The sequence below is a fragment of the Rhodococcus sp. NPDC080181 genome, assembly GCF_040702225.1.
GTDB classification, from domain to species: Bacteria; Actinomycetota; Actinomycetes; order Mycobacteriales; family Mycobacteriaceae; genus Rhodococcoides; species Rhodococcoides fascians.
The window spans coordinates 232,126-258,938 of record NZ_JBFBKN010000007.1; the positions used below are offsets into that span (position 1 = coordinate 232,126).

The window sequence follows — 26,813 nt, forward strand, 5'->3', positions numbered from 1 at the left end:
CCTCGTTGCGATCACCGCTGCAACGAACGAGGAACTGCACTATGCCGCCGCTACGCTCACGGGTCACCACTGTCGGACGCAATGCTGCGGGCGCGCGCTCGCTGTGGCGCGCCACCGGAATGACCGATTCGGATTTCGGTAAACCGATCGTCGCCATCGCGAACTCGTACACCCAGTTCGTACCCGGCCACGTTCACCTGAAGAACGTCGGCGAGATCGTCGCCGACGCCGTCCGCGCGGCAGGCGGAGTCCCTCGCGAGTTCCACACCATCGCCGTCGACGACGGAATCGCCATGGGGCACGGGGGCATGCTGTACTCGCTGCCCAGCCGCGAGATCATCGCCGACTCGGTCGAGTACATGGCCAACGCCCACACTGCGGACGCACTCGTGTGCATCTCCAACTGCGACAAGATCACCCCCGGCATGCTCAACGCGGCCATGCGATTGAACATCCCGGCGGTGTTCGTCTCCGGTGGGCCGATGGAGGCCGGTAAAGCTGTGGTCGTCGGAGGGGTCGCGCAGGCACCCACCGACCTGATCACCGCGATCTCTGCCAGCGCGAACGATGCCGTATCCGAAGAGGGCCTGGGCGAGGTCGAGCGCAGCGCGTGCCCTACATGCGGGTCCTGCTCGGGCATGTTCACCGCCAACTCGATGAACTGCCTCACCGAAGCGCTCGGGCTGGCGTTGCCCGGCAACGGCTCCACTCTGGCCACCCACGAGGCCCGCCGCGCCCTGTTCACCCGGGCCGGCACGACCATCGTCGAGGCGGCGATCAAGTACTACCGGGACGAGGACGAGTCGGTGCTGCCCCGCAACATCGCCACCCCGGCGGCATTCCGCAACGCGATGGCACTGGACGTGGCGATGGGTGGCTCGACCAACACCGTGCTGCACACTCTCGCGGCGGCGCAGGAGGGCGAGGTCGATTTCGATCTCGACACCATCGACGCCATCAGCCGCAAGGTGCCGTGCCTGGCCAAGGTGTCGCCCAACTCGGACTACCACATGGAAGACGTGCACCGGGCGGGTGGAATTCCCGCTCTCCTCGGCGAACTGCGGCGTGCGAATCTGCTCGAGACCGACGTCTCGACCGTCCACACGAAGAGCTTCGACGAGTGGCTCGACACGTGGGACATCCGCTCCGGTGCCGCATCCGACGAGGCGATCGAGCTGTTCCATGCCGCTCCCGGCGGCGTCCGAACCGTCGAACCGTTCTCCACGAGCAATCGCTGGTCCTCCCTCGACACCGACGCCGCGGGTGGTTGCATCCGCGATCTCGAACACGCCTACACGGTCGAGGGTGGCCTGGTGGTGCTGCGCGGCAACATTGCCGTCGACGGCGCGATTCTGAAGACTGCGGGCATCGACGAGGACCTCTTCTCGTTCCAGGGACCTGCGCTGGTCGTCGAGTCTCAGGAAGAAGCCGTCTCGGCCATCCTGCAGAAGAAGATCCAACCCGGTGACGTGCTCGTCGTGCGGTACGAGGGACCCAAGGGTGGACCGGGAATGCAGGAGATGCTGCACCCGACGGCGTTCCTCAAGGGTGCCGGTCTGGGCAAGGTCTGTGCCCTGATCACCGACGGACGGTTCTCCGGTGGTACGTCGGGCCTGTCCATCGGACACATTTCCCCCGAGGCTGCGGCCGGCGGCGTGATCGGCCTCATCGAGAACGGCGACCAGGTCCGCATCGACGTTGCCACGCGCACGCTCGAGATCCTCGTCGACGAGGAAACTCTGGAGACTCGACGCGCGAAGATGCTCGCGTCCGAGCGGCCGTGGCAGCCGGTCGACCGACAGCGCACGGTCACGACGGCGCTGCGCGCCTACGCCGCACTGGCGACATCCGCGGACAAGGGTGCTGTGCGCTACGTGCCCTGAGCAGAAAAAGCATGTGAGTGGTTCCTCGTAGCAGGGTACGAGGAACCACTCACATGGTTGGTTGTCGACCGGATCAGCGGACGACCGGATTCGCTCCGTTGAGGAAGATCCAGATGCACACGCCCGCAGCGATTCCCACCGCGAGTGCGAGGAACGATCCGATGCGCGGGCGGGTCGCCCAACCGCGGCGGCCGTCGAACGCGATCTTTCCGGGTCCGGTGAGAATGATGGCCGCGGCCGCGAAGCCGAGAACGGTTTCGTACTCCACGCCGGTGGCACCGGAGAACTGCAGCCCCGGCTCCGCCACCTGCTTGAAGCACCAGGCGTTGATGATGGTCGCCAACACAGCTGCACCGGCCAGCGGCGTCGCCAGTCCCAGGATCAGCAGTGCGCCGCCGAGGGTTTCGCCGGCCGCGGCCGCGATGGCGAGGATCTCCGGGTATCGGAACCCGGACTCCTCCAGGAGATTCTGAAATCCGTCCAGCCCGGGACCGTTCCACAATCCGACGAGCTTCTGCAGTCCGTGCCCGAGGAACACTGCTCCGATGGCGACGCGTAGGACGAACAGGCCCAGATCGGTGGTGCCGCGTCGGGCCGGAACTTCCACGGTCTCGGTGCGCACCGGGGCTGCCGGGGCAGCGACCGTCGAATCGGAGGACTCACCGAGATACTCCGTCGGACGATCCGAGTACGCGTTCGAGGTGGCACCGGCCGTCGTAGCCGTCGTAGGCGTCTGGGTCGGCGAGTCGGCGAAAGCCGACGGACGGTACGTCGGGATCTTCTCTGTCGGTGCCGCATCGGTGCTCCGCTTGTCGGATGCGGAGGAATGCGGGAAGTCCAACTCGTCGTCGGTTCGGGGCAGACGATCCGAACGCTGCGCACCGAACGCTGTGGTCGATGCACCGGACGCGTCGGAACCCGAACGCGTGGGCGAAATCTTCTCGGTGGGGTTGTCGTACGGGCTCTCGGCCGGTTCGTACGAGGGATCCTGCTGGTTGGGGTCACGCGGTGTATCGGTCACCTCCCCACACTAAGGCCGACAACCCCGCGCCACCGACGTTGACGCTCACGGCCGCGTGGCGCGTCGGACTCGACGTTCCGTAACGTTCGAACCATGAAGCCGCTCGGAGCATCGTCACGAACTGCCCGCGCGGCTGTGGTCGCCCTGTCGACGACGGCTGTTCTGCTCGCCGGGTGCGCCCGATTCGACGACTCCAACTCGTCCCCGTTCACCCCCGCGCCGGATGTCGGAGCTGCCGAGCTCAAACCCACCACACCCAGCGAGACCTCGCCCCCGGCGGGTCCGAACGTCCCGCAGCCCGTATCGGGACCGTGCGTGGATCCCGACCCGGCAGTGATCGCCACCTGCCTCGACACCACGGGCGGACTCGTAGCTCTTCCCGACGGCCAGAGCAGCCTCGTGGCAGAACGCAGGACCGGCCGCATCATGGAGGTCACCGCAGGCCGGACGCCACAGCAGGTGGCCACGATCCCCGTCGACGGCACGGGCGACGGGGGTCTGCTCGACATCGCGCTCTCGCCCACGTACGCCGAGGACAAACTGCTCTACGCGCTGATCACGACGGCGTCGGATACGCGGGTCGTTCGGCTCGCGCAGGGGGACGTACCCAAGGACATCCTGACCGGAATCCCCCGCGGGGCCGCGGGAGTTCGAGGTTCCCTCGAGTTCTACACGCCGAACGAACTTCTGGTGTTGACCGGCGACAACGGCGATCCCGTCGCCGCCGCCAACCCGAACTCGTTGTCCGGCAAGCTGTTACGCGTGACATCACTGTCGCCCACTCCCACTCCCCCGCGTCCGGGTATCGCGCTCAGTGGCATCGGCACAGCGGGCGACGTGTGCACCGACGGCAGCGGGAACATCTACGTCACCGACCGCACCGCCACCGAGGATCGCCTGCAGCGCATCGACAAGCTGGGAGCAGTGTTCTCCCCGGTGTGGACCTGGCCCGACCGTCCGGGTGTGGCCGGGTGCGCCGCCGGTCAGAGCGGCGTCGCGGTTGCTCTCACCACAGCGAAAGCTGTTGCAGCACTGACCACGGACCCGAACACCGGAGCGGTGTCCGCCGAGCCGACCCTGTTGATCCAGGACAAGTACGGGCAGTTGAACGGGGCGACCAGCACGAGCGACGGTCAGATTCTGGTGGGGACGGTGAACAAGAACGGCACTGCCGTCGGCCCCACCGACGACCGCGTCGTCAAGGTGCCGTTCCCTGCCGGCGGTGGTGGCGGCTTCGACTGATCCGACAGCTCCTTCGAACGACCAGGGCGGCCGGGCAGCAATCGCTGCCCGGCCGCCCTGCTCATGCGTCGATCAGGACTGACCGCACGCCGCCAGCACGAGTTCCTTGACTCGGGCGGCATCGGCTTGTCCCCGCGTTGCCTTCATCACCGCGCCGACGATGGCACCGGCGGCCTGGACCTTGCCACTGCGAATCTTGTCCACCACACCGGGGTTCGCGGCAAGTGCTTCGTCGACGGCGGCTTGGAGCTTGGTGTCGTCCTTCTCCAACACCAGGTTCCGCGCCGACATCACCTCTGCCGGCTCGCCCTCACCGGCCAAGACGCCGTCCACGATCTGACGGGCACCGTTGTTGTTGACCTTGCCGTCGGCCACCAAGGCTGCCACCTCGGCCACCTGAGCCGGAGTGATCGCCAGATCCCCCAATTCGACGCCGGCGATGTTGGCCTGCTGCGCCAGGTACGACACCCACCACGACCGCGCAGCCTGCGCCGACGCGCCCGCGTCGACGGTCGCCGCCACGAGTTCGAGAGCACCCGAGTTGACCAAGTCGCGCATCTCCTCGTCGGAGACGCCCCAGTCCTTCTGAATTCGCCCGCGGCGCAACCACGGCAGCTCGGGCAGAGTGGCTCGCAGCTCCTCGATCCACGCCGCATCCGGGGCCACGGGAGCGAGGTCGGGTTCCGGGAAGTAGCGGTAGTCCTCCGCGGTCTCCTTCTTCCGGCCCGCCGTGGTCGTGCCGTCGGACTCCTGGAAATGTCGGGTTTCCTGCGTCACCTCGCCGCCGGATTCGAGCACCGCAGCCTGACGGCGCATCTCGTAGCGCACGGCGACCTCGACGCTCTTGAGCGAGTTGACGTTCTTCGTCTCGGTGCGAGTACCGAACTCGGTGGCCGACTTCCGCATCAACGAGACGTTGGCATCGCAGCGCAACGAACCCTGATCCATCCGCACGTCCGAGACGTTCAACGACTTCAACAGGTCACGCAATGCGGTCACGTACGCCCGCGCCACCTCCGGTGCCCGCGCCCCGGTACCGGTGATGGTCTTGGTCACGATCTCCACCAGGGGCACACCGGCGCGGTTGTAGTCGAGCAAGGAATGCGACGCGCCCTCGATTCGTCCGGTTGCGCCACCGACGTGCGTCGACTTGCCGGTGTCTTCCTCCATGTGGGCACGCTCGATCTCGACGCGGAACGTACTGCCGTCGTCGAGCACGACGTCGAGGTAACCCTCCGTGGCGATCGGCTCGTCGTACTGCGAGATCTGGTAGTTCTTCGGCTGATCCGGGTAGAAGTAGTTCTTCCGCGCGAACCGTCCCCACGGAGTGATCGAGCAATTGAGCGCCAGCCCGATACGAATCGCCGACTCCACCGCAGCAGCGTTGACCACCGGCAGTGCGCCGGGGAGGCTCAGGCACACCGGGCACACCTGCGTATTGGGCTCCGCACCGAACGCGGTGGGGCAACCACAGAACATCTTGGTGGCCGTACCCAACTCGACGTGGACCTCCATGCCGAGCACGGGGTCGAACGTGGCGAGCACATCGTCGTAATCGATCAGATCGACGGTTGCAGCAGTCATGCTCCGTAGTTTATGCATTGCATTCGCCACCCGAGTAACCACGTGTCCTCGCGCACCGATCGCCTCGGGGTCAGCCGAAGAACGCTGCTGCGTCGTCGTACCGGGTCTGAGGGACCCGTTTGAGTTGCTTGGTGGCCTCGGCCAACGACACCAGGCCGATCTCGGCACCGCGCAGCGACACCATCTTTCCGAAGTCTCCGGAATGCGCGGCATCGGTGGCGTTGACACCGAATCGCGTTGCGAGCACACGGTCGTACGGAGTGGGAGTGCCGCCACGCTGCACGTGCCCGAGCACCGTGGTGCGTACCTCTTTGTTGATGCGACGTTCGATCTCGACGCCGAGCTGATGTGCGACTCCGGTGAATCGAACGTGCCCGAATTCGTCGATACCGCCGTCGACCAATTGCATCGAACCTTCGACGGGCTTGGCCCCCTCGGCCACGACGCAGATGAAGTGGGAGTCGCCCCGCTGAAAACGCTTGCGCACCAACGTGCATACCTCTTCGACGTCGAAGGGCTGCTCCGGGATGAGAGTCATGTGCGAGCCCGAGGCCAATCCCGCGTGCAACGCGATCCAGCCTGCGTGTCGCCCCATCACCTCCACCAGCATCACTCGCTGGTGCGATTCGGCGGTGCTGTGCAGTCGGTCGATCGCATCGGTGGCGATGGTGAGCGCCGTGTCGAAGCCGAATGTGACGTCGGTGCAATCGATGTCGTTGTCGATCGTCTTGGGGACCCCGACCACCGGTACGCCCTCCTCCGAGAGCCACGCAGCTGCCGTCAGAGTTCCTTCACCGCCGATCGGAATCAACACGTCGATGCCGTTGTCCTCGAGGGTCTGCTTGACTCGGTCGAGACCGGCCCGCAGCACGTCGGGGTTGGTTCGAGCCGTCCCGAGCATGGTGCCGCCCTTGGTGAGCAGCCGGTCGTTGCGGTCGTCGTTGCGCAGCTGGACCCGACGGTCTTCGAGAAGCCCGCGCCATCCGTCCTGGAATCCGACGACCGTGGAGCCGTATCGCGCGTCGGCGGTGCGAACGACAGCGCGGATCACAGCATTGAGCCCTGGGCAATCGCCGCCTCCGGTCAGAACTCCGATGCGCATCGATTTTGGCCTCTCTGCTCGCAGGCCCGCGGAGCGGACCGAAGTGACGAACATCAGCCTAATCGGGCGTGGGTCCCCGCGCGCGCCGGTACCGGTCGGCCTCACTTGGGCGTGACGACACCGGTTTCGTAGGCCAGCACGACCGCCTGCGCGCGGTCGCGTAGCCCGAGCTTGCTCAGCACCTTGCCCACATGGGTCTTGACCGTCTGTTCGGCCAAGAACAGCGCACCTGCAATTTCCGCATTGGACATGCCGGTCGCGATGAGTTCGAGAACCTCGCGCTCGCGCGGCGTCAGATCGGCCAGGCGCGAAGGAGTGTTCCTCCGCGCTCCGCGACGGGTCGTGACGTCGGAGATGAGCCGTCGGGTCACCGACGGTGCCAGCAGCGCGTCGCCGGCCGCGACGACCCGTACGCCTCTGATCAGTTCCTCGGCCGGCGCGTCCTTGAGGAGGAATCCGCTGGCCCCGAGAGCCAGGGCCTCGTAGACGTAATCGTCGATGTCGAAGGTCGTCAGCATCAGGACACGGACCGGAGACGCGTGCGACGCGGACAGGATCGCGCGGGCCGCGTCGAGCCCGTTCATCTCGGGCATGCGCACGTCCATCAGCACTACGTCCGGCAACAGCCGCGCTACCTCGCTGACCGCGGTGCGACCGTTGTCGGCGTCGCCGACGACCGAGATGTCGTCCTGCGCGCCGAGCAGTGCACCGAACCCCTGCCGCACCATCGCTTGATCGTCGGCGATGAACACCGTTGTAACCACGCGTGACAGCCTAAACCGCGTCGCCGGCGTCAGCCGTTGCCGGCGGAGTCGACATTCCGGTCGGCACACGAACCGCAACCTCGAACCCACCGCCGGGCAGAGGGGCGGCATGCAGCCGGCCGTGTGCGGCCTGCGCTCGCTCGCGCATTCCCGCGATTCCGTGCCCGCCGCAATCGCTTCCGGGAGTGCGGGAGATGCTCGGGTTCGGAGCCGGTGCGTTGACCACCGTCATGTCCACGACGGCAGGGCCGATCGCGATATTGACCTCCACCTCGGCTTCGGGCGCATGGCGCGCGGCATTGGACAGCGATTCCTGCAGAATACGGAACAGGGCCAGTCCTGTTGTCTCCGAGACCGATTCGACGGTACCGGCGATGGCCCACCGCACATTCATGCCCGCTCTGCGACTTGCCTGCAATGTGCGTTCGAGATCCAGTGCACTCGGCGCGGGCGCGTCCTGCATCTGCGCTCCATCACTACGCAGTACCCCGAGCATCCCCCGGATCTCGTTGAGCGCCTCGCGTGCACTCGCGCCGATCGACTCGAATTCCCGAGCCGCGGCCGGTGACACGTCGTCCAGTCGGTACGGCGCGCTCTGGGCCTGAACGACGACCATCGACATGTGGTGTGCCACGACGTCGTGCAGATCGCGGGCGATCTTCGCCCTCTCCTCGAGAATCGTGCGGCGAGTGCGTTCGAGTTCGCTGACCTCCTCCTGCTGCGCGAGCTGCCTGCGCGAGAGAACGAGCCACCGGATCAGCAGCCCGAACACGACCACGGCAGTCAGGCCAACCGACCACCCGATTCCGTCGGAGCTCGGCATGTACGCGAAGAACACCAGCATGCTGGCCAACCACGCCACCAACAGCACCTGCGCCGGAGAACGCAGCGCGACCGCGAACAGCAACGCCAACAGGACGAGGATGTGCACCACTTGCCACGGATAGTCGTAATCCGGAACGCGGTCGAACGCCGCCGGAATCACCAACGCGGACAGCGCCGATACCGCCCACCCCATCGCGGGATTGAGTCTGATCAGAGCGAACGGAAACGCCGCCAACGCTGCGACGAACGGTAGCAACGGAACCGAAACCTGATGCGTGACCGTCAGTGTCGGCCACGCGATCGAGTACAGAATTACCGTCACCGCGATGATCAGCACGTCGACCGAACGGACGCCGCCGATCTGCTCGGGCACCCGGCGCCGAGCACGTACCCCGAGTTCGAGACTCGTCGACCTTTTCTTTCGCACGTCTCGAGCCTAGGCAGCATCGACCGCCGGCGTCCTCGTACCGGGGTATCGGTTCGGCATGGCTCGGAGGTATCAGGACCGCGTCGAACCGGTCCCGGGGGCACTCACCACAGCCGAACCTCGGAGCGATGCTCGCCTCGGCCGGCCGAACTTAGCGTCGATCCTCATGAGCCGGAACATATCTCGCACCCTGATGTGCGTGGCAGCTGCCATCGTCGTCGTGACCGCCACGACGGGAGCAGCAACGTCGTCACCCACCGAGGACCGTCGCTCCCCCGTGGCACCGACCGTTCGTGCACTGGTCACCGAACCCGCCGAGGACGCTGCGTCGACCATCCCGAGCGACTTCGCAGACGTCATGGGCTACCGGCCCGCGGTGCAGGACGGGATGGCGAGCAATCCCGGCGGGGATTGCTCGTCCCCGATCCCACTGCCACCCGAGTTCGAGGCTGCGTGCCGAGCCCACGACCTGGGATACGACCTGCTCCGGTACGCGAGCGCGACGGGGACGACCGTCGACCCACAATGGCGCAGGGCGATCGACGCCCAACTCGACAGTCGCATGCACGACGCCTGTGACCATCGCACCGAGGAGGGGGCCCGGCAGATCTGCGACGCAGCTGCGGTCGTGGCGGCCACGGCAGTCGACCTCAATTCCTGGCGACAATCGTTCGGTGCACCGGTCGCCGAACCCGCCATGCCCCTGACACTGTTCGGAGCCGTGCTGGCGCTGACGCTGCTGATCGCACTCGTTGTCGCGCGGTACCGGCGTGTGTCGATGACCCCGACCCTCACCTACCGACGCTGATGTCCACCACGGCCATCCCGAACCGTGGGGTCGAGACCCCGGTCGCATCGGATATCCTCTCGCCCAACCGTATTCGCTTGCCGAGACTCGGCACGTCGGTGTCCGTTGCAGCGGCTGTGGCGATCTCCTCGGCTCCGTCACTTCTGCCCCGCTCCACCGCCACCGCAGCCCTGTTCACCGGAATCATGGTGGCACTCGCTCTGACGGTCGCATGGGCGGGCCGACGGGTGTTCGGGCGACGACGGCCCGCGTCGCTACGACTACGAGCGTGGACCGTCGTCACTGCTGCACTGATCTCGAGCGTTGCGTTGGCCTCGAACATGCACTGGCAGAATCGATTACGAGCCGCGATGGACGTCGAGCCGGTGAGCTGGAGCTACGCCGTCGACGTTACCGGGGGTGCCCTGTGCGTTGCGCTCGTACTGTGCGGAGCCGGTAGCGCGCTACGGCGAATCTGCTCCACTCTGGGCCGGAACCGTTGCGTGGCAATGCTCGTCACGGTCGCTGCGCTGTTATACACCCTGGCCGTTCCGTTCGTGCGGTCCACTCTGTCGGCCTCGTACTCGGCCTCGAACTCTGCGATGGACGACGCAGTGGCCGCCCCGACATCGGAGACGAGATCCGGCGGTCCCGGATCCTCGGCACCGTGGCGCACGCTGGGACGCGAGGGCCGCGCGTTCGCGTCGGGAGGGCAGGATCTCGACACCGTACGGACGTACGTGGGACTCGAGTCGGCCGCGACACCGGACGAGCGTGTGGCACTGGCCGTCTCCGAGATGGAACGGGCTGGAGCCTTCGAACGCAGCGTCGTCGTGGTCGCGATTCCCACCGGGTCCGGCTGGGTGGACGAGAATGCGATCACCGGGGCCGAAAGAACGTTCGGCGGTGACGTCGCGACGGTGGCGGTGCAGTACTCCGACAAGCCGAGTTGGGCGACCTTCCTGTTCGCCGAGGACGACGCCCGCCGGTCCGCGAACGCCGTGGTTCGAGCGGTCGCCACACGAGCGGCGGCGGAGCCGACCACACCGAAAGTCGTCGTGTACGGCCAGAGCCTGGGTTCGGTTGCAGGAAGTGATGCGTACCTTGCCGTGCAACAGAACATTTCGTCACTCTGCGGAGCTGTCTGGGCCGGCCCGCCCGCGGGATCGGTCGACACCGACGGTGCCGCCGTCCTGGCCAACTCCTCGGACCCCGTCGCGCGATGGTCTCTCGATCTGTTGTGGTCGCCGCCGGATACGACGACGTTCACGACTGACGCCCCACGGCCGCCGTGGTTGCCTGTCGTCGGCTTCCTGCAGACGTCCGTCGACCTGCTCGCCGCATTGGATGTCACGTCGGGCCACGGCCATCGATACGGGACCGACCAAGGCGAGGCCATGGCTCGCTGCCGCTAACGAGAGGGGCCGCCGGAAAAGGGAGTGCTGGTCCGTCAGCCGAGCAGACCGAGCCGATTGCCGAGCCAGTCCATCTCCTGATCGAGCGCCGGAGCCCAGACCTGCATCGAGTGTCCTCCCGGCAGCTCGCTGTAGTGCACATCCATGCCCGCGGCGGCGGCTGCCCGGTAGGACCGCTCGGTCTGCGGCCTGAACTCCTCGTCGTCGGCTCCGACGACGAAGGCACCGGCAGAGTCGGGAAAGCTGTTGCGGGAGAGCACGTTCAGCGGCGTAGAACGATCGAACCGATCCTCGTCGGCCGGTGTGTCCGCCCCGTACGCAGCAAGGACCGACTCCGCTCTGGTGCCACGACGTTGTTCGTCCTCACCGGAGATGTCGAGAAATGTGGGGTACGCCGACGGGTCCATCGTCGCGAGCTGAAGGGCGCAGGTTCCGCCGTAGGAGTACCCGCCGACCGCCCAGGATCGCGGGTCCGAGGACACGTGGAGGTTCGACCGAACCCACTGCGGGACATCGACTGTCAGATACGTCGCAGCATTACCGAGGTCCGAATCCATGCACATCGGGTTGGCTTCGGTGTCCCCCAGTCCGTCGGCGACGACGACAACCGGGGCGACGCCGCCGTGCCGTGCCGCGAACGCGTCCATCGTCTGCGGTAGTCGACCACCTTCGATCCAGTCGACCACGTGGCCGGGCTGTCCGGTGAGCAACACCAGTACCGGGAGGTCGTCCGCTCCGTCGTCGTACGCGGCCGGGAGATAGACCGTCGCCGGACGAGCACGGAACTGCGACACCGTGCCGGGCACCTCCACGTCGAACAACCGGCCGTGTCCTTCGACGTGCACGACCGGCGCACGCCCGAGTGCCGACGCGGCCGTGGGGTACCGGGTCACCGTCAGGTTGGTCAGTACGGCGGTCGCCACCAGGAGCGCCGCTGCCAGGCCCAGTGCGCTCAGCCCACCGACGGGCGAGCCGAGCGGACGGCCACGGCGGATGCGAACCACGATCGCACCGGCGGCCACGATCGCCAGCACCGTGGCCGCCGCCAATCCGATGACCGGGACCGCTCCACCGAGCAAGGGCAGATGCGCCAACCGGGCGGCCCACCGATGCAACACCTCGAACTACCGCAGATCGCCGCGGGCAACCTCGTACGCAGCGCCGACGCGGTAGAGCCGCTCGTCTGCGAACGCGGGAGCCATGATCTGCAGACCCACCGGCAGACCGTCCTCGGACGCCAGACCGGACGGCACCGACATCGCGCAGTGGCCGGCGAGGTTGGTGGGCAGGGTGCACAGATCGTTGAGATACATCGCCATCGGGTCGTCGACTTTGTCGCCCAACGGGAATGCCGTCGTCGGGGTCGTCGGCGATACGAGCACATCCACCTTCTCGTATGCCGCGTCGAAATCCTGCGCGATCAAGGTGCGGACCTTCAGGGCCGACCCGTAGTACGCGTCGTAGTAACCGGCCGACAGCGCGTAGGTGCCGATCATGATGCGGCGCTTGACCTCCGGCCCGAACCCCTGAGCGCGGGTGGTGGCCATGACCGACTCGGCGCTGTGGTGGCCGTCGTCGCCCGCACGCAGGCCGTACCGCATTCCGTCGAACCGAGCCAGGTTGGACGACACCTCGGACGGGAGAATCAGGTAGTACGCAGCCAATGCGTGGACGAAGTTGGGGCACGACACCTCGACCACCTCGGCACCGAGTGAGGTCAATGCGGCCACGGCGGCGTCGAAGGACGAGATGACACCGGACTGATAGTTGTCCGAGTGCAACTCCTTGACCACACCCACCTTCACTCCGGTCAGGTCGCCGCGAGCGCCCTCTCGGGCCGCCTCGACGACGGGACGAACCGGGGTGTCGACCGACGTGGAATCCCGCGGGTCGTAACCCGCGATGACCTCGTGCAGCAACGCGGTGTCGAGCACCGTACGACCACAGGGTCCACCCTGATCCAGCGAGGAGGCGCAGGCGATGAGTCCGTACCGCGAGACGCTGCCGTACGTCGGCTTGGTTCCCACGGTGCCGGTCAGTGCCGCGGGCTGCCGGATGGATCCACCGGTGTCGGTGCCGATGGCCAACGGTGCCTGGAACGAGGCGAGCGCAGCCGCGCTTCCGCCTCCCGAGCCGCCCGGAATCCGGGTGGTGTCCCAGGGGTTCTTGGTCGGTCCGTACGCGGAGTTCTCGGTCGAGGAGCCCATCGCGAACTCGTCCATGTTGGTCTTGCCGAGAACCGGAATGCCCGCGGCTCGCAGCTTCGAGGTCAGCGTCGCGTCGTACGGCGACACCCACCCGTCGAGAATCTTCGAGCCGGCGGTGGTCGGCATGTCGGTGGTGGTGAACACGTCCTTGAGCGCCAACGGCACCCCGGCGAGCGGTGAGGCCGGTGCCGAGCCCGCGGCCAGCCCGGCGTCGACGTCGTTGGCCGCGGCCAGCGCCTGCGCGCTCGCCACATGCAGAAAAGCGTGAAGGTCGCCGTCGACCTCGGCAATCCGATCCAGATGTGCCCGGGTCACCTCCACCGCACTGACGTCACGCGAGTGGATACGGTCGGCGAGCTCGGACGCGTCGAGCTTGGTCAGGTCGGTCATTCGCTCTCTCCCAGAATCTGCGGCACCGCGAAACGGCCCTCCTCGGCATTCGGTGCTCCGGACAGCGACTGCTCCGGCGTCAGACCGGGAACGATCACGTCGGGACGCGTCACATTGACGATGTCGCTGGGGTTGGCTGTCGGCGCAACGTCGTCCGTCGCCACCTCGGCGACGGTCTTGACGTGATGGAGGATCGAATCCAACTGGCCGGCGAACTCGTCGAGTTCGGCGTCGCTGAGAGCCAAGCGCGACAGCCGGGCGAGGTGAGCGACCTCGTCGCGGGAGATATCGGGCACCGCGTAGACCCCTTTCACACAGTAGGAGTGGGGCCTGCAGGAACCGGCCCCGTATTTGCGCAGAGCGAACCGCACAGGTCCGCGAACGCGGTCCAGCCTAGTGCGCACCGTTTCGCCGACCTCACTCCCGGTCAGCGGTCTCGATCGGCCGCCGATCTCGCCCGCACGAGTGTCAGAATTGTCACGTCCCGCGTTGCGTGTCGAGCCGGCCAGGTCGAAGATGCAAAGATTGCTCGCGCCGGGGGTGCACAGTGTTCCCTGAACTACGCCAGACGTCGAAAGGGAGCGTGCCATGTCCTACCTGCTCCGCGTGCAGCTGCCCGACCGGCCGGGCAGCCTCGGATCGCTGGCCGTGGCCCTCGGCTCGGTCGGAGCGGACATCCTCTCGCTCGACGTCATCGAACGCGGCGACGGCTACGCGGTCGACGACCTGGTGGTCGACGTTGCGCCCGGTTCGCTTCCCGACACACTGATCACTGCAGCCGAGAACCTCACCGACGTCCGCGTCGACTCGATCCGCCCGTACACCGGCGTTCTCGACACCCATCGCGAACTGGAACTGATCGACCGGGTCGCAGCGGCATCCGACGACCGTCTGCAAGTTCTGGTCGACGGCGCTCCCCGCGTTCTGCGCGTGGGCTGGAGCACCGTGGTGGCCACCAACGCGCACGGTCCGTTCCGCCTGGTCGGTAGCCCGGGCGCACCCGAAACACACGCCGCCGAACTGCCCTGGTTCCCGTTGACCTCTCCCGCCGCACTCGACTCCGACGCAGACTGGGTACCTCAGGTGTGGCGGGACATGGACACCAAGATCGCTGCCGCTCCCCTCGGCACCACCGGCACCGTGCTGATGCTCGGCCGGCCGGGAGGGCCCGAGTTCAGGCCGTCGGAGGTAGCCCGACTCGGTTACCTCGCCGGGATCGTCGCAACCGTCCTTACCTGATCACCGGAACTCGCCCGGTCTCCCCTACTGCGACGCGTCGGTGTCCGTCGTCGGCTCCGACACTGCGTCCGGGCCTTCGGTCAACAGACGCGTGAACCCTGCCTCGTCCAGGACCGGTACGCCGAGCTCGACGGCCTTGTCGTGCTTCGAACCGGGCGATTCACCGACGACGACGAACGCCGTCTTCTTCGAAACCGAACCGGCGGCCTTTCCGCCCCGCAGCAAGATCGCCTCTTTGGCCTCGTCGCGCGAGTAGGACTCGAGCGAACCGGTGACGACGATCGACAGGCCTTCCAGATTGCGCTCGATGGAGGCGTCTCGCTCGTCCTCCATCCGCACACCGGCATTCCGCCACTTCTCCACGATGGCCCGGTGCCAGTCGACCTCGAACCATTCGGACACAGCAGCCGCGATGGTGCCGCCCACCCCGTCCACCGCCGACAACTCCTCGACGGACGCTGCTTCGATGCGCTCGAGGCTGCCGAATTCTCCGGCGAGGGCTCGTGCGGCGGAGGGGCCGACGTGGCGAATGGACAGGCTCACCAGCACTCGCCACAGAGGCTGATTCTTGGCGGAGGACAGATTGTCGAGCAGTTTGCGACCGGTGGCCGACAATGCGCCCGATTTCGTGCGGAAGATCGCCGTCTTCATCAGGTCTTCTTCGGTGAGCGAGAACAAATCGCCCTCGTCCTCGATCGCACCGGTGGCCAGAAGATCCGTCGCCGCTTCGTATCCGAGACCCTCGATGTCGAAACGCTGCCGTTCGGCCACGAAGAACACACGCTCACGGCGTTGCGCCGGGCAGAACTGCGAATTGGGGCAGCGCAGGTCCGCGTCGCCGTCCTTCGCGGGTGCCAACGGCGTCGAGCATTCCGGGCATTCGGTGGGCATGACGAATTCGGTCTCGTCGCCGGTCCTGGCGTCGACGACCGGGCCGAGCACCTCCGGAATGACCTCTCCCGCTTTGCGAATCGTGACGGTGTCACCGATCAGAACGCCCTTGCGCTTGACCTCCGACGCGTTGTGCAGGGTCGCGAGAGACACCGTGGACCCCGCGACGAGCACCGGCGTCATGTACGCGAACGGAGTCACTCGACCGGTTCGGCCGACGCTGACGCGAATGTCCAGCAGGGTGGTGGTGACTTCCTCGGGTGGGTACTTGTACGCGATGGCCCACCGCGGTGCTCGCGACGTCGTTCCGAGCCGACGGTGCAACGACATCTCGTCGATCTTGACCACCAGGCCGTCGATCTCGTGCTCGACGTCGTGGCGGTGCTTGTCCCAGTACTCGACCTTCTCGACGACGGCGTCGATGCCCTGCACGCGCGTCGTGTGGGTGGAGATCGGCAGACCCCACGCCTGCAGAGCCTCGTAGGCGTGCCATTGCGAATCGGGGGTGAACCCGACCATCCGTCCGAAGCCGTGACAGATCATGCCGAGACGCCGTTTCGAGGTCACGGCCGGGTTCTTCTGACGAAGCGAGCCCGCCGCCGAGTTCCGCGGATTGGCGAACGGGGGTTTGCCCTCCTCGACGAGCGCCGCGTTGAGTGCTTGGAAGTCCTCGAGCCGGAAGAACACCTCACCGCGCACCTCGAGCAGCTCCGGGATCGGATATTCGGCGCTGCCGGTCAAGGTATCGGGGATGTCATCGATCGTCCGAGCATTGAGCGTGACGTCCTCGCCGGTCCGCCCGTCACCTCGGGTCGCACCGCGCACGAGAGTTCCGTTCTCGTACACCAGGTTCAACGCCACACCGTCGATCTTGACTTCGCACAGGTAGTGCAGATCCGGACCGGCCTCGGTCTCGACCCGCTTGGCCCACGCGCGGAGCTCGTCGTGATCGAACACGTTGTCCAAGCTCAGCATTCGTTCCAGATGGTCGACGGCGGTGAACTCCGTCGCGAAACCACCGCCCACGAGTTGGGTCGGTGAGTCGGCCGTGCGCAGGTCCGGGTGGGCTTGTTCGAGATCGTTCAGTTCGCGCAGCAGGGCATCGAATTCACCGTCCGAGACGATGGGCGAATCACGTACGTAGTAGCGAAATTGATGTCCACGTACTTCCTCGACCAGTGTCTGCCACCGCTCGCGGTCGGCAGGGGTGGCAGGATCGAGTTCGACTCCGGCAGCCTCGGCGGCATCGTCGGTTCCTGCAGGCAGTTCGGTCGGCTCAGGCACGTGACGAAGATTATCCGACGGCACCGACATCGAAACGATCCTGCGTCCGGAAGGCTATCTGCCCATCAGGCCCAGCAGCAGGGTGGCGGCGATCAACGCCACCGCGCAGATTCCGGCAGTCAGCGCGAATCCGGTCAGGAAGTCGTCGGAGTAGATACCGCCGAGGACGGAGGCCATCACCGAGAGCAGGACACCGGCGGGCAGACCGCGCCGCTGGGCGTCCGAGAGTCGATACATGTCTCGATCATCGCAGATCCCCGTGTCAGATCTCGTCGACGACCACACTGTTCCCGCCGGACTGCTTGGACCGGTACATCGCCGCGTCCGCCGTGCGAGCCGCTCGTCCCACGACGGAGGTGCCCACGTCCCACAGCGCGGAGTCCTCACGCAGCAGTGCCATACCGACGCTCGCCGTGATCGGAATGTCGTCCCGGTGGTCGCACAGCACGCGGACCACATCGACGCCGAGGTCGACGGTGCTCTGCGCATGTCCGACGACGGCCAGCAGAAATTCTTCGCCACCGGTTCGCGTGAGCACTCCGCCGTGGTGGCGGGCCAGTCTGCGCAGCCGATCCGCGACCCGGACGATGACCTCGTCGCCCCGGCTGTGGCCGTAGCGGTCGTTGACGGCCTTGAACTTGTCGATGTCGACCACCAGGAACGCCATCGACAGTCCGCGTTTGTTCGCGAGCTGCCACAGGTCGAGCAGTTCACTGTCGATACCGCGGCGGTTGTACACCCCGGTCAGAGGGTCGAGTACCGACCGCTTGGCGTCGTTGGACAACGTCGTCCACGCCACCTGCGCGAACACCGGTACCGCCACCGTTGCCAGCAACAGCACCACCGTCGCCGTCGCGACCGCCGGTCCGTCGACGGCAACCACCTCGCCGTCCATCACAGCGAGGAACGTGCGAATACCGAAGCCGATGATGAACGTCGCCGTCCACACCAGGTGGGCGACGAGCAATCGAGGGCTGAGGAAATACGTACAGAACGCTCCGGTGACGGCGAACAGCACCGTTCCGATCAGGGACGCGACCGGCGCGTACAACACCAGCACCGAGGTGGTCAGAATGTCGCCGAACGCCAGGAACCCGACGAAGAACTTCTTCCCGGGGATCGGGCCGAACACGCACCGTGCGGCAACGAGTACCTGCATGAACAGGACGAAGAAGACCCACCCGATTGCCGGCGAGCCGGTGGGGCCGAGATCGCTGAACAACATGAGAATCGACGTGAGGGCATACATCAGGACGGCGGTGCCGAAGACGACCCGGATGATTCCCGTCAGTGGACGAGTGGACCGGTGGTTGAGGATCCATTCGAAGTCGTGCGGAGCCCGGTACCAATCCGACGTGGCGGCGGCGAGTTTGGCCAGAACTCCGCGTCGATGCCGGCCGGAACGTCGGAGGGAGGCGACTTCATCGAAGCCGCGACCACCTGATGCCATGTACGAACTCCCACCGATTCAAAGCAGACCCCCGACGGCCGTGTGAATGATGTCACACCTGTTGTACGTCCCGAACGACCCGGGACGGAGCCGCAGGACGCTCCAGGCATTCCGACTCGGCACACTGTGTTTCGTCACAATGTCCCGGTCCGTGGTCACAACGATTCGGGTGCGTCCCGATAAGCCGCGACAACCTCGTGGGTGAGAGCCGTTGCTCGACGAGCCCACTCGGGCGTGCTTCCGGCCAAGCCGCAGGACGGCGTCACCGACACCTGCGAAGCGAGTATCGAACGATCGAAGCCGAGGCTGTCGACCAACTTCACACCGGGCTCGGCGCACTCGCGCCACAAGTGTGGTCGGTCCGGGGTTGCCGACGGCACCGATCCCAGTACGAGGGTCTTGCCGGCCTGGAGCAGCTCTCCCAGCGCATCGAGGTCGGTTCGGCGCAGCTCGTGTGCATCCACGGCCACCGCGACGGCTCGGGTTCGGCGCAGCAGATCGACGGGAGCTCCCCCGTCACAGCAGTGCACAGCGACCGGTAACGCGATGGTGTCGATCAGTGAGTCGAGCAGGTCCAGAACCTCCGGTTCCGGGATCGCGCGCACCGAGTCGATACCGGTGATCCCGGTCAGACTGCCCGCGAGAACGGCGGCGAGACTGGGTTCGTCGAGTTGGACCACCACGTTCGCCGAGAGTCTGCGTGCCACTTCTGCGCAGTGCAGGCGCAGCCCTTCGCCGAGGGATTCCGCGAAGTGCCGTAGAGCGCCGCGGTCGGTCAGCGCGCGGTGTCCGTGCCGCAATTCGACCTGCGCGGCCATGGTGAACGGTCCTGCAGCCTGCACCTTGATGGTCCGGCCGGCACCGCGTAGTCCCGCAACCTCCCACAGTTCCTCGAGCACGTCCAGATCCTCGGTGAGAAAGTCGGTCGCACGGCGACCGGCCAGCATCGGACGCGGTACGACGCGGTAGCCCGACGTCCGGACGTCGAGTTCGACGTCGACCATGATGGCTCCGGTGCGGCCGATCATGTCGGCACCGAGCCCGCGCCCTGGCAGTTCGACCACGTGTGGCAGTTCACCCAGCTCGCCGAGGACGATGGCGACGGCCTCACGAACGTCGGTGCCGGGCCACGAACCTATGCCGGTCGCCAGCCCTCCGAACGTGCTCGGGGTCACTCGCGCTCGGATCGGGTGCCCGAGATGGTCGAGCTGCCGATCACGATGTCACCGTGAATGTCCTTGCGGTACAACACCGCTGCCTGCCCTTTGGCGACACCGGTCAAGGGTGCCCGGAGCTGGATCTCCATCCCGTCGCCGACGGCCTCGGCAACCGCGTCGGTCAGCCCGCCGTGCGCCCGAACCTGTACGACGCATTCGATGGGCCCGGTGGGCGCGGTGCCCTCGGTCCACACTGCGCGGTCTCCGGTGATGGACCAGACGTCCAGCTTCTGCGCCGAACCGACCATGACGGTGCCGGTGTCCGGTTCGATCGAGGTGACGTAGCGCGGACGGCCGTCCACGGCCGGTCCTTCCACCCCGAGACCCTTACGCTGGCCGATGGTGAAGCCGTGCACACCGTCGTGGTCCGCCAACTCGACTCCGGTCTCGGAGTCGACGACCTTGCCGGGACGAACACCGATGTGTGCGCCGAGGAAGGCCCGGGTGTCGCCCGAGGGAATGAAGCAGATGTCGTGACTGTCCGGCTTGTCGGCGACGGCGAGACCCCGCTCGGCTGCTTCCTCGCGAATCTCGGACTTGGGGGTGTCGCCGATGGGGAACATCGCACGCGAAAGCTGTCCTCGGTTCAGGACGGCCAGCACGTAGGACTGATCCTTGTCGGCGTCCACCGCACGCCGCAGAACTCCGTCGTGCAGTTGCGCGTAGTGCCCGGTCGCGACGGCGTCGAAGCCCAGTGCCAACGCGCGGTCCGCGAGCGCGGAGAACTTGATCTTCTCGTTGCACCGCAGGCACGGGTTGGGAGTCTCCCCCGCGGCGTACGAGGCGACGAAGTCGTCGATGACGTCTTCTTTGAACCGATCCGCGAAGTCCCAGACGTAGAACGGTATTCCGAGGACGTCGGCAGCTCGGCGTGCATCCCCGGCGTCTTCTTTCGAGCAGCACCCGCGAGAGCCGGTCCGCAGCGCCCCGGGAGCGGTGGACAGCGCCAGGTGAACGCCCACGACGTCGTGCCCCTCGTCGACGGCTCGAGCCGCGGCGACTGCGGAGTCGACTCCCCCGCTCATGGCAGCAAGAACACGCATCAGCGATTTCCTCCTCGAGCTCCGACGCCAGCAAGTCCGGCGGCACGAGCACGTTCGACGACCTGCGGCAGGGCCGCAAGCACAGTGGTGATGTCCGAATCGGACGAGCCGGTTCCCAAAGAGAACCGAAGGGATCCGCGGGCCACGCCCGGATCGCACCCGAGCGCGATCAGAACATGGCTCGCGCTCGCCACACCCGCCGTGCAGGCGGATCCCGTCGAACATTCTATGCCCGCGGCGTCGAGAAGCATCAACAGCGAATCCCCCTCGCACCCGGGGAAGGTGAAGTGCACGTTTCCGGCGAGCCGCCCGTCGCCCTCCGGGCCGTTGAGGATGGCGTCGGGCACCACCTCGCGAACCCCGGTGATGAGTCGATCACGCAACGCGCGAGTTCGTTCCCCGTGCAGCGACAGGTTCTGCACCGTCGATCGCAGTGCGGCCGCCATCGCGACGACGCCGGCCGTGTCGGGCGTGCCGGACCGGACGTCACGTTCGTGACCACCACCGTGGAACAGCGGCACGCACGGGACCTGACGGCCCAGCAACAGGGCTCCGACGCCCTGCGGGCCCCCGAACTTGTGCGCAGCGATACTCAGGGCGGAAAGACCGCTGTCGGCGAATCCCACTGGTAGGTGCGGTACGGCCTGCACTGCGTCGCTGTGCATCGGAACGCCGTACTCCGCGGCCACCGATGCGAGTTCGGCGATCGGCATGACGGTGCCGATCTCGTTGTTGGCCCACATGACCGTCACCAGCGCGGTCTCGTCTGCGTGCAGAGCCAGCTCGGCGCGCAGCACATCGGGGGTGACCCGGCCCTCGTCGTCGACCGGGAGCCAGGTGACACTCGCCCCTTCGTGCGCGACGAGCCACTCCACCGCGTCGAGCACGGCGTGATGCTCCACCGAGCTGGCGATGATCCTGGTCAGTGCGGCGTTCGAGTCTCGACGGGCCGAAAAGATGCCCTTGACGGCGAGATTGTCGCTTTCGGTACCACCGGAGGTGAAGATCACCTCGGACGGGCGCGCACCGAGGTCCGCGGCGATCGACTCGCGAGATTCCTCGACCCGGCGACGGGCGGACCGGCCCGAGGTGTGCAGCGACGATGCGTTCCCGACGGTGCCGAACACGGAGTTCATCGCCTCGATCGCACACGGCAACATGGGAGTGGTCGCGGCGTGATCGAGGTACACCGATGGCTGCGGCGGGGTGGGGGCAGGCGTACTGCGCACAGAAGGCATAACGCGCTCGACGATACCCGGTCGAGCGACCGCGGACCTACCTGCGCGAGGTGGGTCCACGGTCGCCCGGGTCAGCTGCGAATCAGGCGGCTGCAACCGTCGGCGCGCTGGGGCTTCGCTCGGCTTCGGCCATCACTTCGTGCACCGTCGGGTCGTAGACGTCCTTCCGGGGTCGTTCCGCAGGCTCCACTCCGTCGTCGCGTCGAATCGCCACCTCGCAGCGCCGCGCGAGGTCGTGTCGATCGCCGCCGGGCGCTTCCGGGGCGGTGAACTCGACCTCGGCGCGCAGTCCGGCGAGCCGGAAGATGCGGCCGATCGACGCTCCGATCGTCTCGTCTCCGACGAAGCACGTCGCGGTGGTCGGTTCGCCGTGTCGATCGAGATAGCGCAGCCGGATGGGCTGCACCCACGTCTCGGAATCGATGGCAGCCTGCAACAGAGCCGGGCGAAGCGATCCGTAGGCCAACCCACACCAGGTGGTGGCCTCGGGGAACACCACGACCGAAGCGCCCGCGCGGATTCGGTCGGCAACCTGGTCGACAACGGCCGGGAGCTCACGCAGTCGTGCGCGATCGATGGGGAGCACCTTCATCGCCCGGGCCAGTCGCCCGAGCAGCGGCCAGTCCACCAGATCGGCTCGCGCAACGAACGTCGACGGGCGCACTGCCGTGAGGACGACGACGTCGGTCCACGAAATGTGTCCGGAGACGTGCAGGGCACCACCTGCCGTACGCGACCGCTCTCGCTCCGAGCGTGTATCGAGCACGGTGAGATCGATGCCGATGGCCGATAGCAGCATCCGAGCGCCCAGCCGCGTCAACGCGTGCCGAACCCGGGGAAAGGGCACCCCCAGGACGACCAACAGCGGCAACAGCGCGAAGGCCGCGATTGCCGCAGCGATGCGCAGAACGAGGACGATTCGACGCACCGTGGGCGGATTCTTCGGCAGACACCCGTCACTGCACGGCGAGGACGGCATCCAGGCGTGTGCGCGAACCAGGGGTTGCGTCATCGGGCACCCGACTCGAATGTCGTTGCTGCAGAACGAAGACGGTCCAGATACCTGGTGTTGGCCTCGTGCAGGCCGAGGAGCGCGACGAAATCCGCCACTCCGAATTCCGGGTCGTGGGCGGGCTCACCGCAGATGGAGGCACCGAGCCGGAGGTAACCATTCATCAACGGCGGCATGGACGTTCGCTTCGCCGCCGGAATGTCGAGGAGATCGACGCCGTCGACGACCACGGGGTTGTAGGGCACGACCCGCCTGTCGACCGCTGTCGCGTGTCGATCCAACAGCCGGTCGCGAACACCACGCACGTTGGCCCCGACCGCTTCCCCGGGAGCCGATTGCATCGGAACCGACACGCAACCCATCACCCACTCGTATCCCGTCACGTCGAGGTAGTGCAGGATTCCCGCCCACATCAGGCCGAGGACCGACCCCGATCGGTGGTCGGGATGCACAGCAGCCCTGCCCATTTCGACGATGTTCGTTCCGACAGGATCGAGCGCGGAGATGTCGAATTCGGTTGCGGTGTAATAGCCGCCTGCCGACACCGCGGCCTGCGGCGGCAACATGCGATAGCAACCGACGAACGTGTCGGTCCACTGGTCGCGAACGAGAAGGTGGTCGCAGAAATCGTCGAACCGGTCGGCGTCCAGACCGTCCGTGTCGGTGGGTATGGCAAAGCCGGGCTCGGAGGCGAACACGTCGTAGCGCAGGCGCTGCGCCGCGAGTCGGTGTTCGGGGTCGGTGGACAACACGAGCGAATAGCGGTCGGTGGCCGGGACGATCGATGCAGTCGAGCTCATGACGGAAGTGGTCATGAGGTGTGTCTAACGAGTGGGGAAGACTACCGGGCATCGCCGAGGAGAAGTGTCGGAAGAGTTTGCATGAACACGATTGCGCCCGTCGAAACGCGACGGGCCCCCACCGCAATCGCGATGAGGGCCCGTCGAGCAGAGATTTTCGCCGAGAGGCTATCCCTTGTGCTTCTTGACGGCCTCGGTCAGCTGAGGCGCGACGTTGAACAGGTCACCGACGATGCCGTAGTCGGCGATCTCGAAGATGGGTGCTTCCTCGTCCTTGTTCACCGCGACGATGGTCTTCGAGGTCTGCATGCCGGCACGGTGCTGGATGGCTCCGGAAATGCCGAGTGCAACGTACAGCTGCGGGGAGACGGTCTTGCCCGTCTGGCCCACCTGGAACTGGCCCGGGTAGTAACCGGAGTCCACGGCGGCACGCGAGGCACCCACCGCGGCACCCAGCGAATCTGCCAGATCCTCGACGACGGTGAACTTGTCGGCGCTGCCGACGCCACGGCCACCGGAGACGACGACCGTTGCTTCGGTCAGTTCCGGACGGTCGCCGCCGACGATCGGGTCACGCGAGGTGACCTTGACGGTGCCCTCTTCCTGCGCCGGGACCTCGACGGTCTCGCGGGTTCCCGCTCCGGCCTTCGGCTCTGCCTCGACTGCGCCGGGGCGCAGCGAGAGGACGGGGACGTCGCCGTTGGCCTTGGCCTCGACGGTGAACGCACCACCGAAGATGGAGTAGACGGCACTGCCGTCGCCGTTGATCGCGACGACGTCGTTGTGGTAGCCCGAGCCCAGACGGGCGGCGAGGCGGCCGGCAACTTCCTTGCCCTCGATCGTCGCTGCGGTGATGATCGCCGCAGGCGAGACCGACTCGGCGAGGGACGACAGGACGTCGACCTTCGGCGTGACGAGAAAACCGTCGACGTCGTCGGACTCGGCGACGTAGATCTTCTCGGCACCGGCCTCGGTCAACGCGTCGGCGACCTTGTCGGCGGTACCGACCGGGCCGGTGACGACCGCGGACGGCTCACCCAGTGCGCGGGCCGCGGTGATCAGCTCGGAGCTGACCTTCTTCAGTGTTCCTTCGACGTGCTCCACGAGCACGAGTACTTCTGCCATGACTTTGCTCCTCGTTGGTCTTCGATTGCTCGGTGGGGCGGGATCAGATGATCTTCTGGCCTACGAGGTAGGTGGCGATCTTGTCGCCACCGTCGCCGTCGTCGGTGAGCCGCTCGCCGGCAGTCTTGGGAGGCTTGGGGGTGGACGAGGTGACCGTCGTTCCGGCGTTGTCGACGCCGACGATGCCGTCCTCGACACCGATGTCGGCCAGAGTGATGGTCTGCACCGTCTTCTTCTTGGCGGCCATGATTCCCTTGAACGACGGGAACCGCGGCTCGTTGATCTTCTCGGTGACGCTCACGATGGCGGGCAGCGTGGCTTCGAGTCCGAAGATGCCCTCGTCGGTCTCGCGCTCGCCGGTGACCTTGCCGTCTGCGACCGACAGCTTGCGCAGCTGCGTCAGGGCCGGGATCTGCAGGTATTCGGCGATGATCGCCGGAACTGCGCCGGTACGGCCGTCGGTGGCCTCGTTACCCGCGATGATGAGATCGGCAGGCTCGTCGTTCTCGAACGCGACGTTGCCCAGTGCCGCAGCCAGGGCGTACCCGGTCTGGATGGCGTCGGAGCCGTGCAGGCTCGGGTCGTTGAGGTGTACCGCGCTGTCCGCGCCCATCGACAGAGCCTTGCGGATCGCGTCGGTGGCGCGATCGGGGCCTGCGGACAGAACCTTGACCTCACCGCCCTGAGCTTCCTTGATGAGCAGGGCTTCTTCGACGGCCCGCTCGTTGATCTCGTCGAGAACGGCGTCTGCAGCCTCGCGATCGAGGGTGTAGTCACCGTCGCTGAGCTTGCGCTCGGACCATGTGTCTGGAACCTGCTTGATCAAAACAACGATGTTCGTCATGGGTCTGCGTCGACCTCCTGGTCATGTTCTGCTGATCGTGAGTGTTCTAACGGTTGCTGCAAGTCGAACGGTTGGTGCAGTTCTACGTTCCGCTACGAGGTTACCCCACCGTAGTTACTGGTGGGTAACTTACCTCCCTGCCCGGTCGACCATACATCCGCACCCCGACTGTTATGGAGACCACGTTGGCTTACCTCATCGCCGGAGGCACTAACCTTCCGTCGGTGAACGATTCATCGGCTCGGACACCGGCACCGGAACCACTCCCCCTCACCGGCGAGCGGACTGTGCCCGGCATCGCCGAGGAGAACTACTGGTTCCGCCGTCACGAGGTGGTCTACCGTGCCCTCGCAGAGCGGTGCCGCGACCGCACGGTGCTCGAAGCCGGATCGGGAGAAGGCTACGGAGCCAACATGATTGCCGAGGTTGCGGCCTGCGTCGTCGGCCTCGACTACGACGTCTCGGCCGCGACGCACGTCCACGCGCGCTACCCCGCGGTGACGATGGTGCGCGGCAATCTCGACCGCCTTCCGTTCGCGGATTCCTCGGTCGGCGTCGTCGTCAACTTCCAGGTCATCGAACACCTCTGGGATCAAGGAGCGTTCCTGGCCGAAGTGCACCGCGTCCTCGAGCCCGGCGGCACGCTGTTGATCAGCACACCGAACCGCATCACCTTCTCGCCCGGACGCGACACTCCCCTCAACCCCTTCCACACCCGCGAACTCGACGCGGCAGAACTGACCGAGTTGCTCGTCGCCGCCCGCCTCGAGGTCACCGAGCTCACCGGAGTCCGGCACGGCAGCACGCTGGCCGCCCTCGACGCCAAACACGGCGGATCCTTCATCGACGCACAGATCGAACGAGCACTCGCCGGTGAACCCTGGCCTGCCGAACTCGCCGAGGACGTCGCCGCGATCACCATCGCCGACTTCGACATCGCGGCCGATCGAATCGACGACAGCCTCGACCTGGTCGCCGTCGCCCGAAAGAGCTCGGCTGCGGTGATCGGGTGACATCCGGTGC

The 26,813-nt window shown here is 66.5% G+C and carries 24 protein-coding genes; 6 read left to right on the plus strand and 18 right to left on the minus strand.

From position 1 onward, the window contains the following. Positions 1-41 precede the first annotated feature (41 nt). Positions 42-1,883, plus strand: coding sequence for a dihydroxy-acid dehydratase (ilvD, locus tag AB0O58_RS11455; protein WP_283551102.1), 1,842 nt, complete (start codon positions 42-44; stop codon positions 1,881-1,883). 73 nt (positions 1,884-1,956) lie between these two features. On the opposite strand, the gene AB0O58_RS11460 is transcribed toward ilvD, so the two are convergent. Continuing rightward, complete coding sequence (locus AB0O58_RS11460; RefSeq protein ID WP_032370766.1) at positions 1,957-2,904, minus strand: DoxX family protein; 948 nt, start codon at positions 2,902-2,904, stop codon at positions 1,957-1,959. Positions 2,905-2,997: 93 nt separating this feature from the next. Here AB0O58_RS11460 and AB0O58_RS11465 point away from each other — a divergent pair, with 93 nt between their 5' ends. After that, a complete protein-coding gene (locus tag AB0O58_RS11465) occupies positions 2,998-4,146 on the plus strand; it encodes a PQQ-dependent sugar dehydrogenase (RefSeq protein WP_032400545.1) in 1,149 nt (382 codons plus the stop codon). Between the two features lie 72 nt (positions 4,147-4,218). Here the strand turns inward: AB0O58_RS11465 and gatB are convergent, their stop codons facing one another. The 4 genes from gatB to AB0O58_RS11485 all read right to left on the minus strand — a co-directional run bounded on the left by gatB (position 4,219) and on the right by AB0O58_RS11485 (position 8,794). Beyond that, positions 4,219-5,730: an Asp-tRNA(Asn)/Glu-tRNA(Gln) amidotransferase subunit GatB gene (gene gatB / locus AB0O58_RS11470; protein WP_027496639.1), complete on the minus strand. Its 1,512-nt coding sequence runs from the start codon at positions 5,728-5,730 to the stop codon at positions 4,219-4,221. A 70-nt stretch (positions 5,731-5,800) separates the two neighbouring features. Continuing rightward, positions 5,801-6,832, minus strand: coding sequence for an ATP-dependent 6-phosphofructokinase (locus tag AB0O58_RS11475; RefSeq protein ID WP_032400544.1), 1,032 nt, complete (start codon positions 6,830-6,832; stop codon positions 5,801-5,803). Between the two features lie 101 nt (positions 6,833-6,933). After that, positions 6,934-7,596: a response regulator transcription factor gene (locus tag AB0O58_RS11480; RefSeq protein ID WP_032366365.1), complete on the minus strand. Its 663-nt coding sequence runs from the start codon at positions 7,594-7,596 to the stop codon at positions 6,934-6,936. Positions 7,597-7,606: 10 nt separating this feature from the next. Next, a complete protein-coding gene (locus tag AB0O58_RS11485; protein ID WP_206498048.1) occupies positions 7,607-8,794 on the minus strand; it encodes a histidine kinase in 1,188 nt (395 codons plus the stop codon). A gap of 220 nt (positions 8,795-9,014) precedes the next feature. Here AB0O58_RS11485 and AB0O58_RS11490 point away from each other — a divergent pair, with 220 nt between their 5' ends. Beyond that, the gene (locus tag AB0O58_RS11490) at positions 9,015-9,656 is read left to right on the plus strand and encodes a hypothetical protein (protein WP_241257828.1); all 642 of its coding nucleotides are present in this window, start codon (positions 9,015-9,017) and stop codon (positions 9,654-9,656) included. Beyond that, complete coding sequence (locus AB0O58_RS11495; RefSeq protein WP_206497937.1) at positions 9,656-11,050, plus strand: alpha/beta-hydrolase family protein; 1,395 nt, start codon at positions 9,656-9,658, stop codon at positions 11,048-11,050. Before AB0O58_RS11490 ends, AB0O58_RS11495 begins: the two co-directional genes overlap by 1 nt. Positions 11,051-11,085: 35 nt before the next feature. On the opposite strand, the gene AB0O58_RS11500 is transcribed toward AB0O58_RS11495, so the two are convergent. From AB0O58_RS11500 to gatC, 3 genes are read right to left on the minus strand one after another with little or no spacing between them, the layout of a single operon-like run. Beyond that, the gene (locus tag AB0O58_RS11500; RefSeq protein ID WP_206497938.1) at positions 11,086-12,168 is read right to left on the minus strand and encodes an alpha/beta hydrolase-fold protein; all 1,083 of its coding nucleotides are present in this window, start codon (positions 12,166-12,168) and stop codon (positions 11,086-11,088) included. Positions 12,169-12,174: 6 nt separating this feature from the next. Beyond that, positions 12,175-13,647 carry an Asp-tRNA(Asn)/Glu-tRNA(Gln) amidotransferase subunit GatA gene (gene gatA / locus AB0O58_RS11505; RefSeq protein WP_206497939.1) on the minus strand — a complete coding sequence of 491 codons (1,473 nt, stop codon included), beginning with the start codon at positions 13,645-13,647 and terminating at the stop codon, positions 12,175-12,177. Beyond that, a complete protein-coding gene (gene gatC / locus AB0O58_RS11510; protein WP_027496634.1) occupies positions 13,644-13,943 on the minus strand; it encodes an Asp-tRNA(Asn)/Glu-tRNA(Gln) amidotransferase subunit GatC in 300 nt (99 codons plus the stop codon). The genes gatA and gatC overlap by 4 nt, the downstream gene beginning before the upstream one ends. Before the next feature lie 292 nt (positions 13,944-14,235). Between gatC and AB0O58_RS11515 the strand changes: the two genes are divergently transcribed. Continuing rightward, positions 14,236-14,886, plus strand: coding sequence for an amino acid-binding protein (locus AB0O58_RS11515; protein WP_027496633.1), 651 nt, complete (start codon positions 14,236-14,238; stop codon positions 14,884-14,886). A gap of 24 nt (positions 14,887-14,910) precedes the next feature. On the opposite strand, the gene ligA is transcribed toward AB0O58_RS11515, so the two are convergent. The 10 genes from ligA to AB0O58_RS11565 form a co-directional block, all read right to left on the minus strand. After that, a complete protein-coding gene (ligA, locus tag AB0O58_RS11520) occupies positions 14,911-17,091 on the minus strand; it encodes an NAD-dependent DNA ligase LigA (RefSeq protein ID WP_283550109.1) in 2,181 nt (726 codons plus the stop codon). 24 nt (positions 17,092-17,115) lie between these two features. Further along, positions 17,116-17,298 (minus strand): hypothetical protein, encoded by a 183-nt coding sequence (locus AB0O58_RS11525; protein ID WP_027496631.1) that lies wholly within the window; start codon positions 17,296-17,298, stop codon positions 17,116-17,118. A gap of 25 nt (positions 17,299-17,323) precedes the next feature. Continuing rightward, entirely contained in the window at positions 17,324-18,511 is a 1,188-nt protein-coding gene (locus AB0O58_RS11530) for a GGDEF domain-containing protein (RefSeq protein WP_366238195.1), read from the minus strand. Between the two features lie 155 nt (positions 18,512-18,666). After that, entirely contained in the window at positions 18,667-19,686 is a 1,020-nt protein-coding gene (locus AB0O58_RS11535; protein WP_032407036.1) for a methionine synthase, read from the minus strand. Then, on the minus strand, positions 19,683-20,771 hold the full coding sequence (mnmA, locus tag AB0O58_RS11540; protein WP_048318234.1) for a tRNA 2-thiouridine(34) synthase MnmA: 1,089 nt from the start codon (positions 20,769-20,771) through the stop codon (positions 19,683-19,685). The genes AB0O58_RS11535 and mnmA overlap by 4 nt, the downstream gene beginning before the upstream one ends. After that, positions 20,771-22,009 carry a cysteine desulfurase family protein gene (locus tag AB0O58_RS11545; protein WP_094653032.1) on the minus strand — a complete coding sequence of 413 codons (1,239 nt, stop codon included), beginning with the start codon at positions 22,007-22,009 and terminating at the stop codon, positions 20,771-20,773. The genes mnmA and AB0O58_RS11545 overlap by 1 nt, the downstream gene beginning before the upstream one ends. A gap of 82 nt (positions 22,010-22,091) precedes the next feature. Beyond that, a complete protein-coding gene (locus AB0O58_RS11550) occupies positions 22,092-23,021 on the minus strand; it encodes a lysophospholipid acyltransferase family protein (protein WP_080731205.1) in 930 nt (309 codons plus the stop codon). Beyond that, entirely contained in the window at positions 23,018-23,836 is an 819-nt protein-coding gene (locus AB0O58_RS11555; RefSeq protein WP_287451587.1) for a GNAT family N-acyltransferase, read from the minus strand. Before AB0O58_RS11555 ends, AB0O58_RS11550 begins: the two co-directional genes overlap by 4 nt. Positions 23,837-23,989: 153 nt before the next feature. Continuing rightward, the gene (locus tag AB0O58_RS11560; protein ID WP_027496625.1) at positions 23,990-24,946 is read right to left on the minus strand and encodes an electron transfer flavoprotein subunit alpha/FixB family protein; all 957 of its coding nucleotides are present in this window, start codon (positions 24,944-24,946) and stop codon (positions 23,990-23,992) included. A 43-nt stretch (positions 24,947-24,989) separates the two neighbouring features. Continuing rightward, positions 24,990-25,790 carry an electron transfer flavoprotein subunit beta/FixA family protein gene (locus AB0O58_RS11565; RefSeq protein ID WP_366238196.1) on the minus strand — a complete coding sequence of 267 codons (801 nt, stop codon included), beginning with the start codon at positions 25,788-25,790 and terminating at the stop codon, positions 24,990-24,992. A gap of 173 nt (positions 25,791-25,963) precedes the next feature. On the opposite strand from AB0O58_RS11565, the gene AB0O58_RS11570 reads away from it, so the two are divergent. Beyond that, positions 25,964-26,803, plus strand: coding sequence for a class I SAM-dependent methyltransferase (locus AB0O58_RS11570; RefSeq protein ID WP_032366359.1), 840 nt, complete (start codon positions 25,964-25,966; stop codon positions 26,801-26,803). Positions 26,804-26,813: the final 10 nt, after the last annotated feature.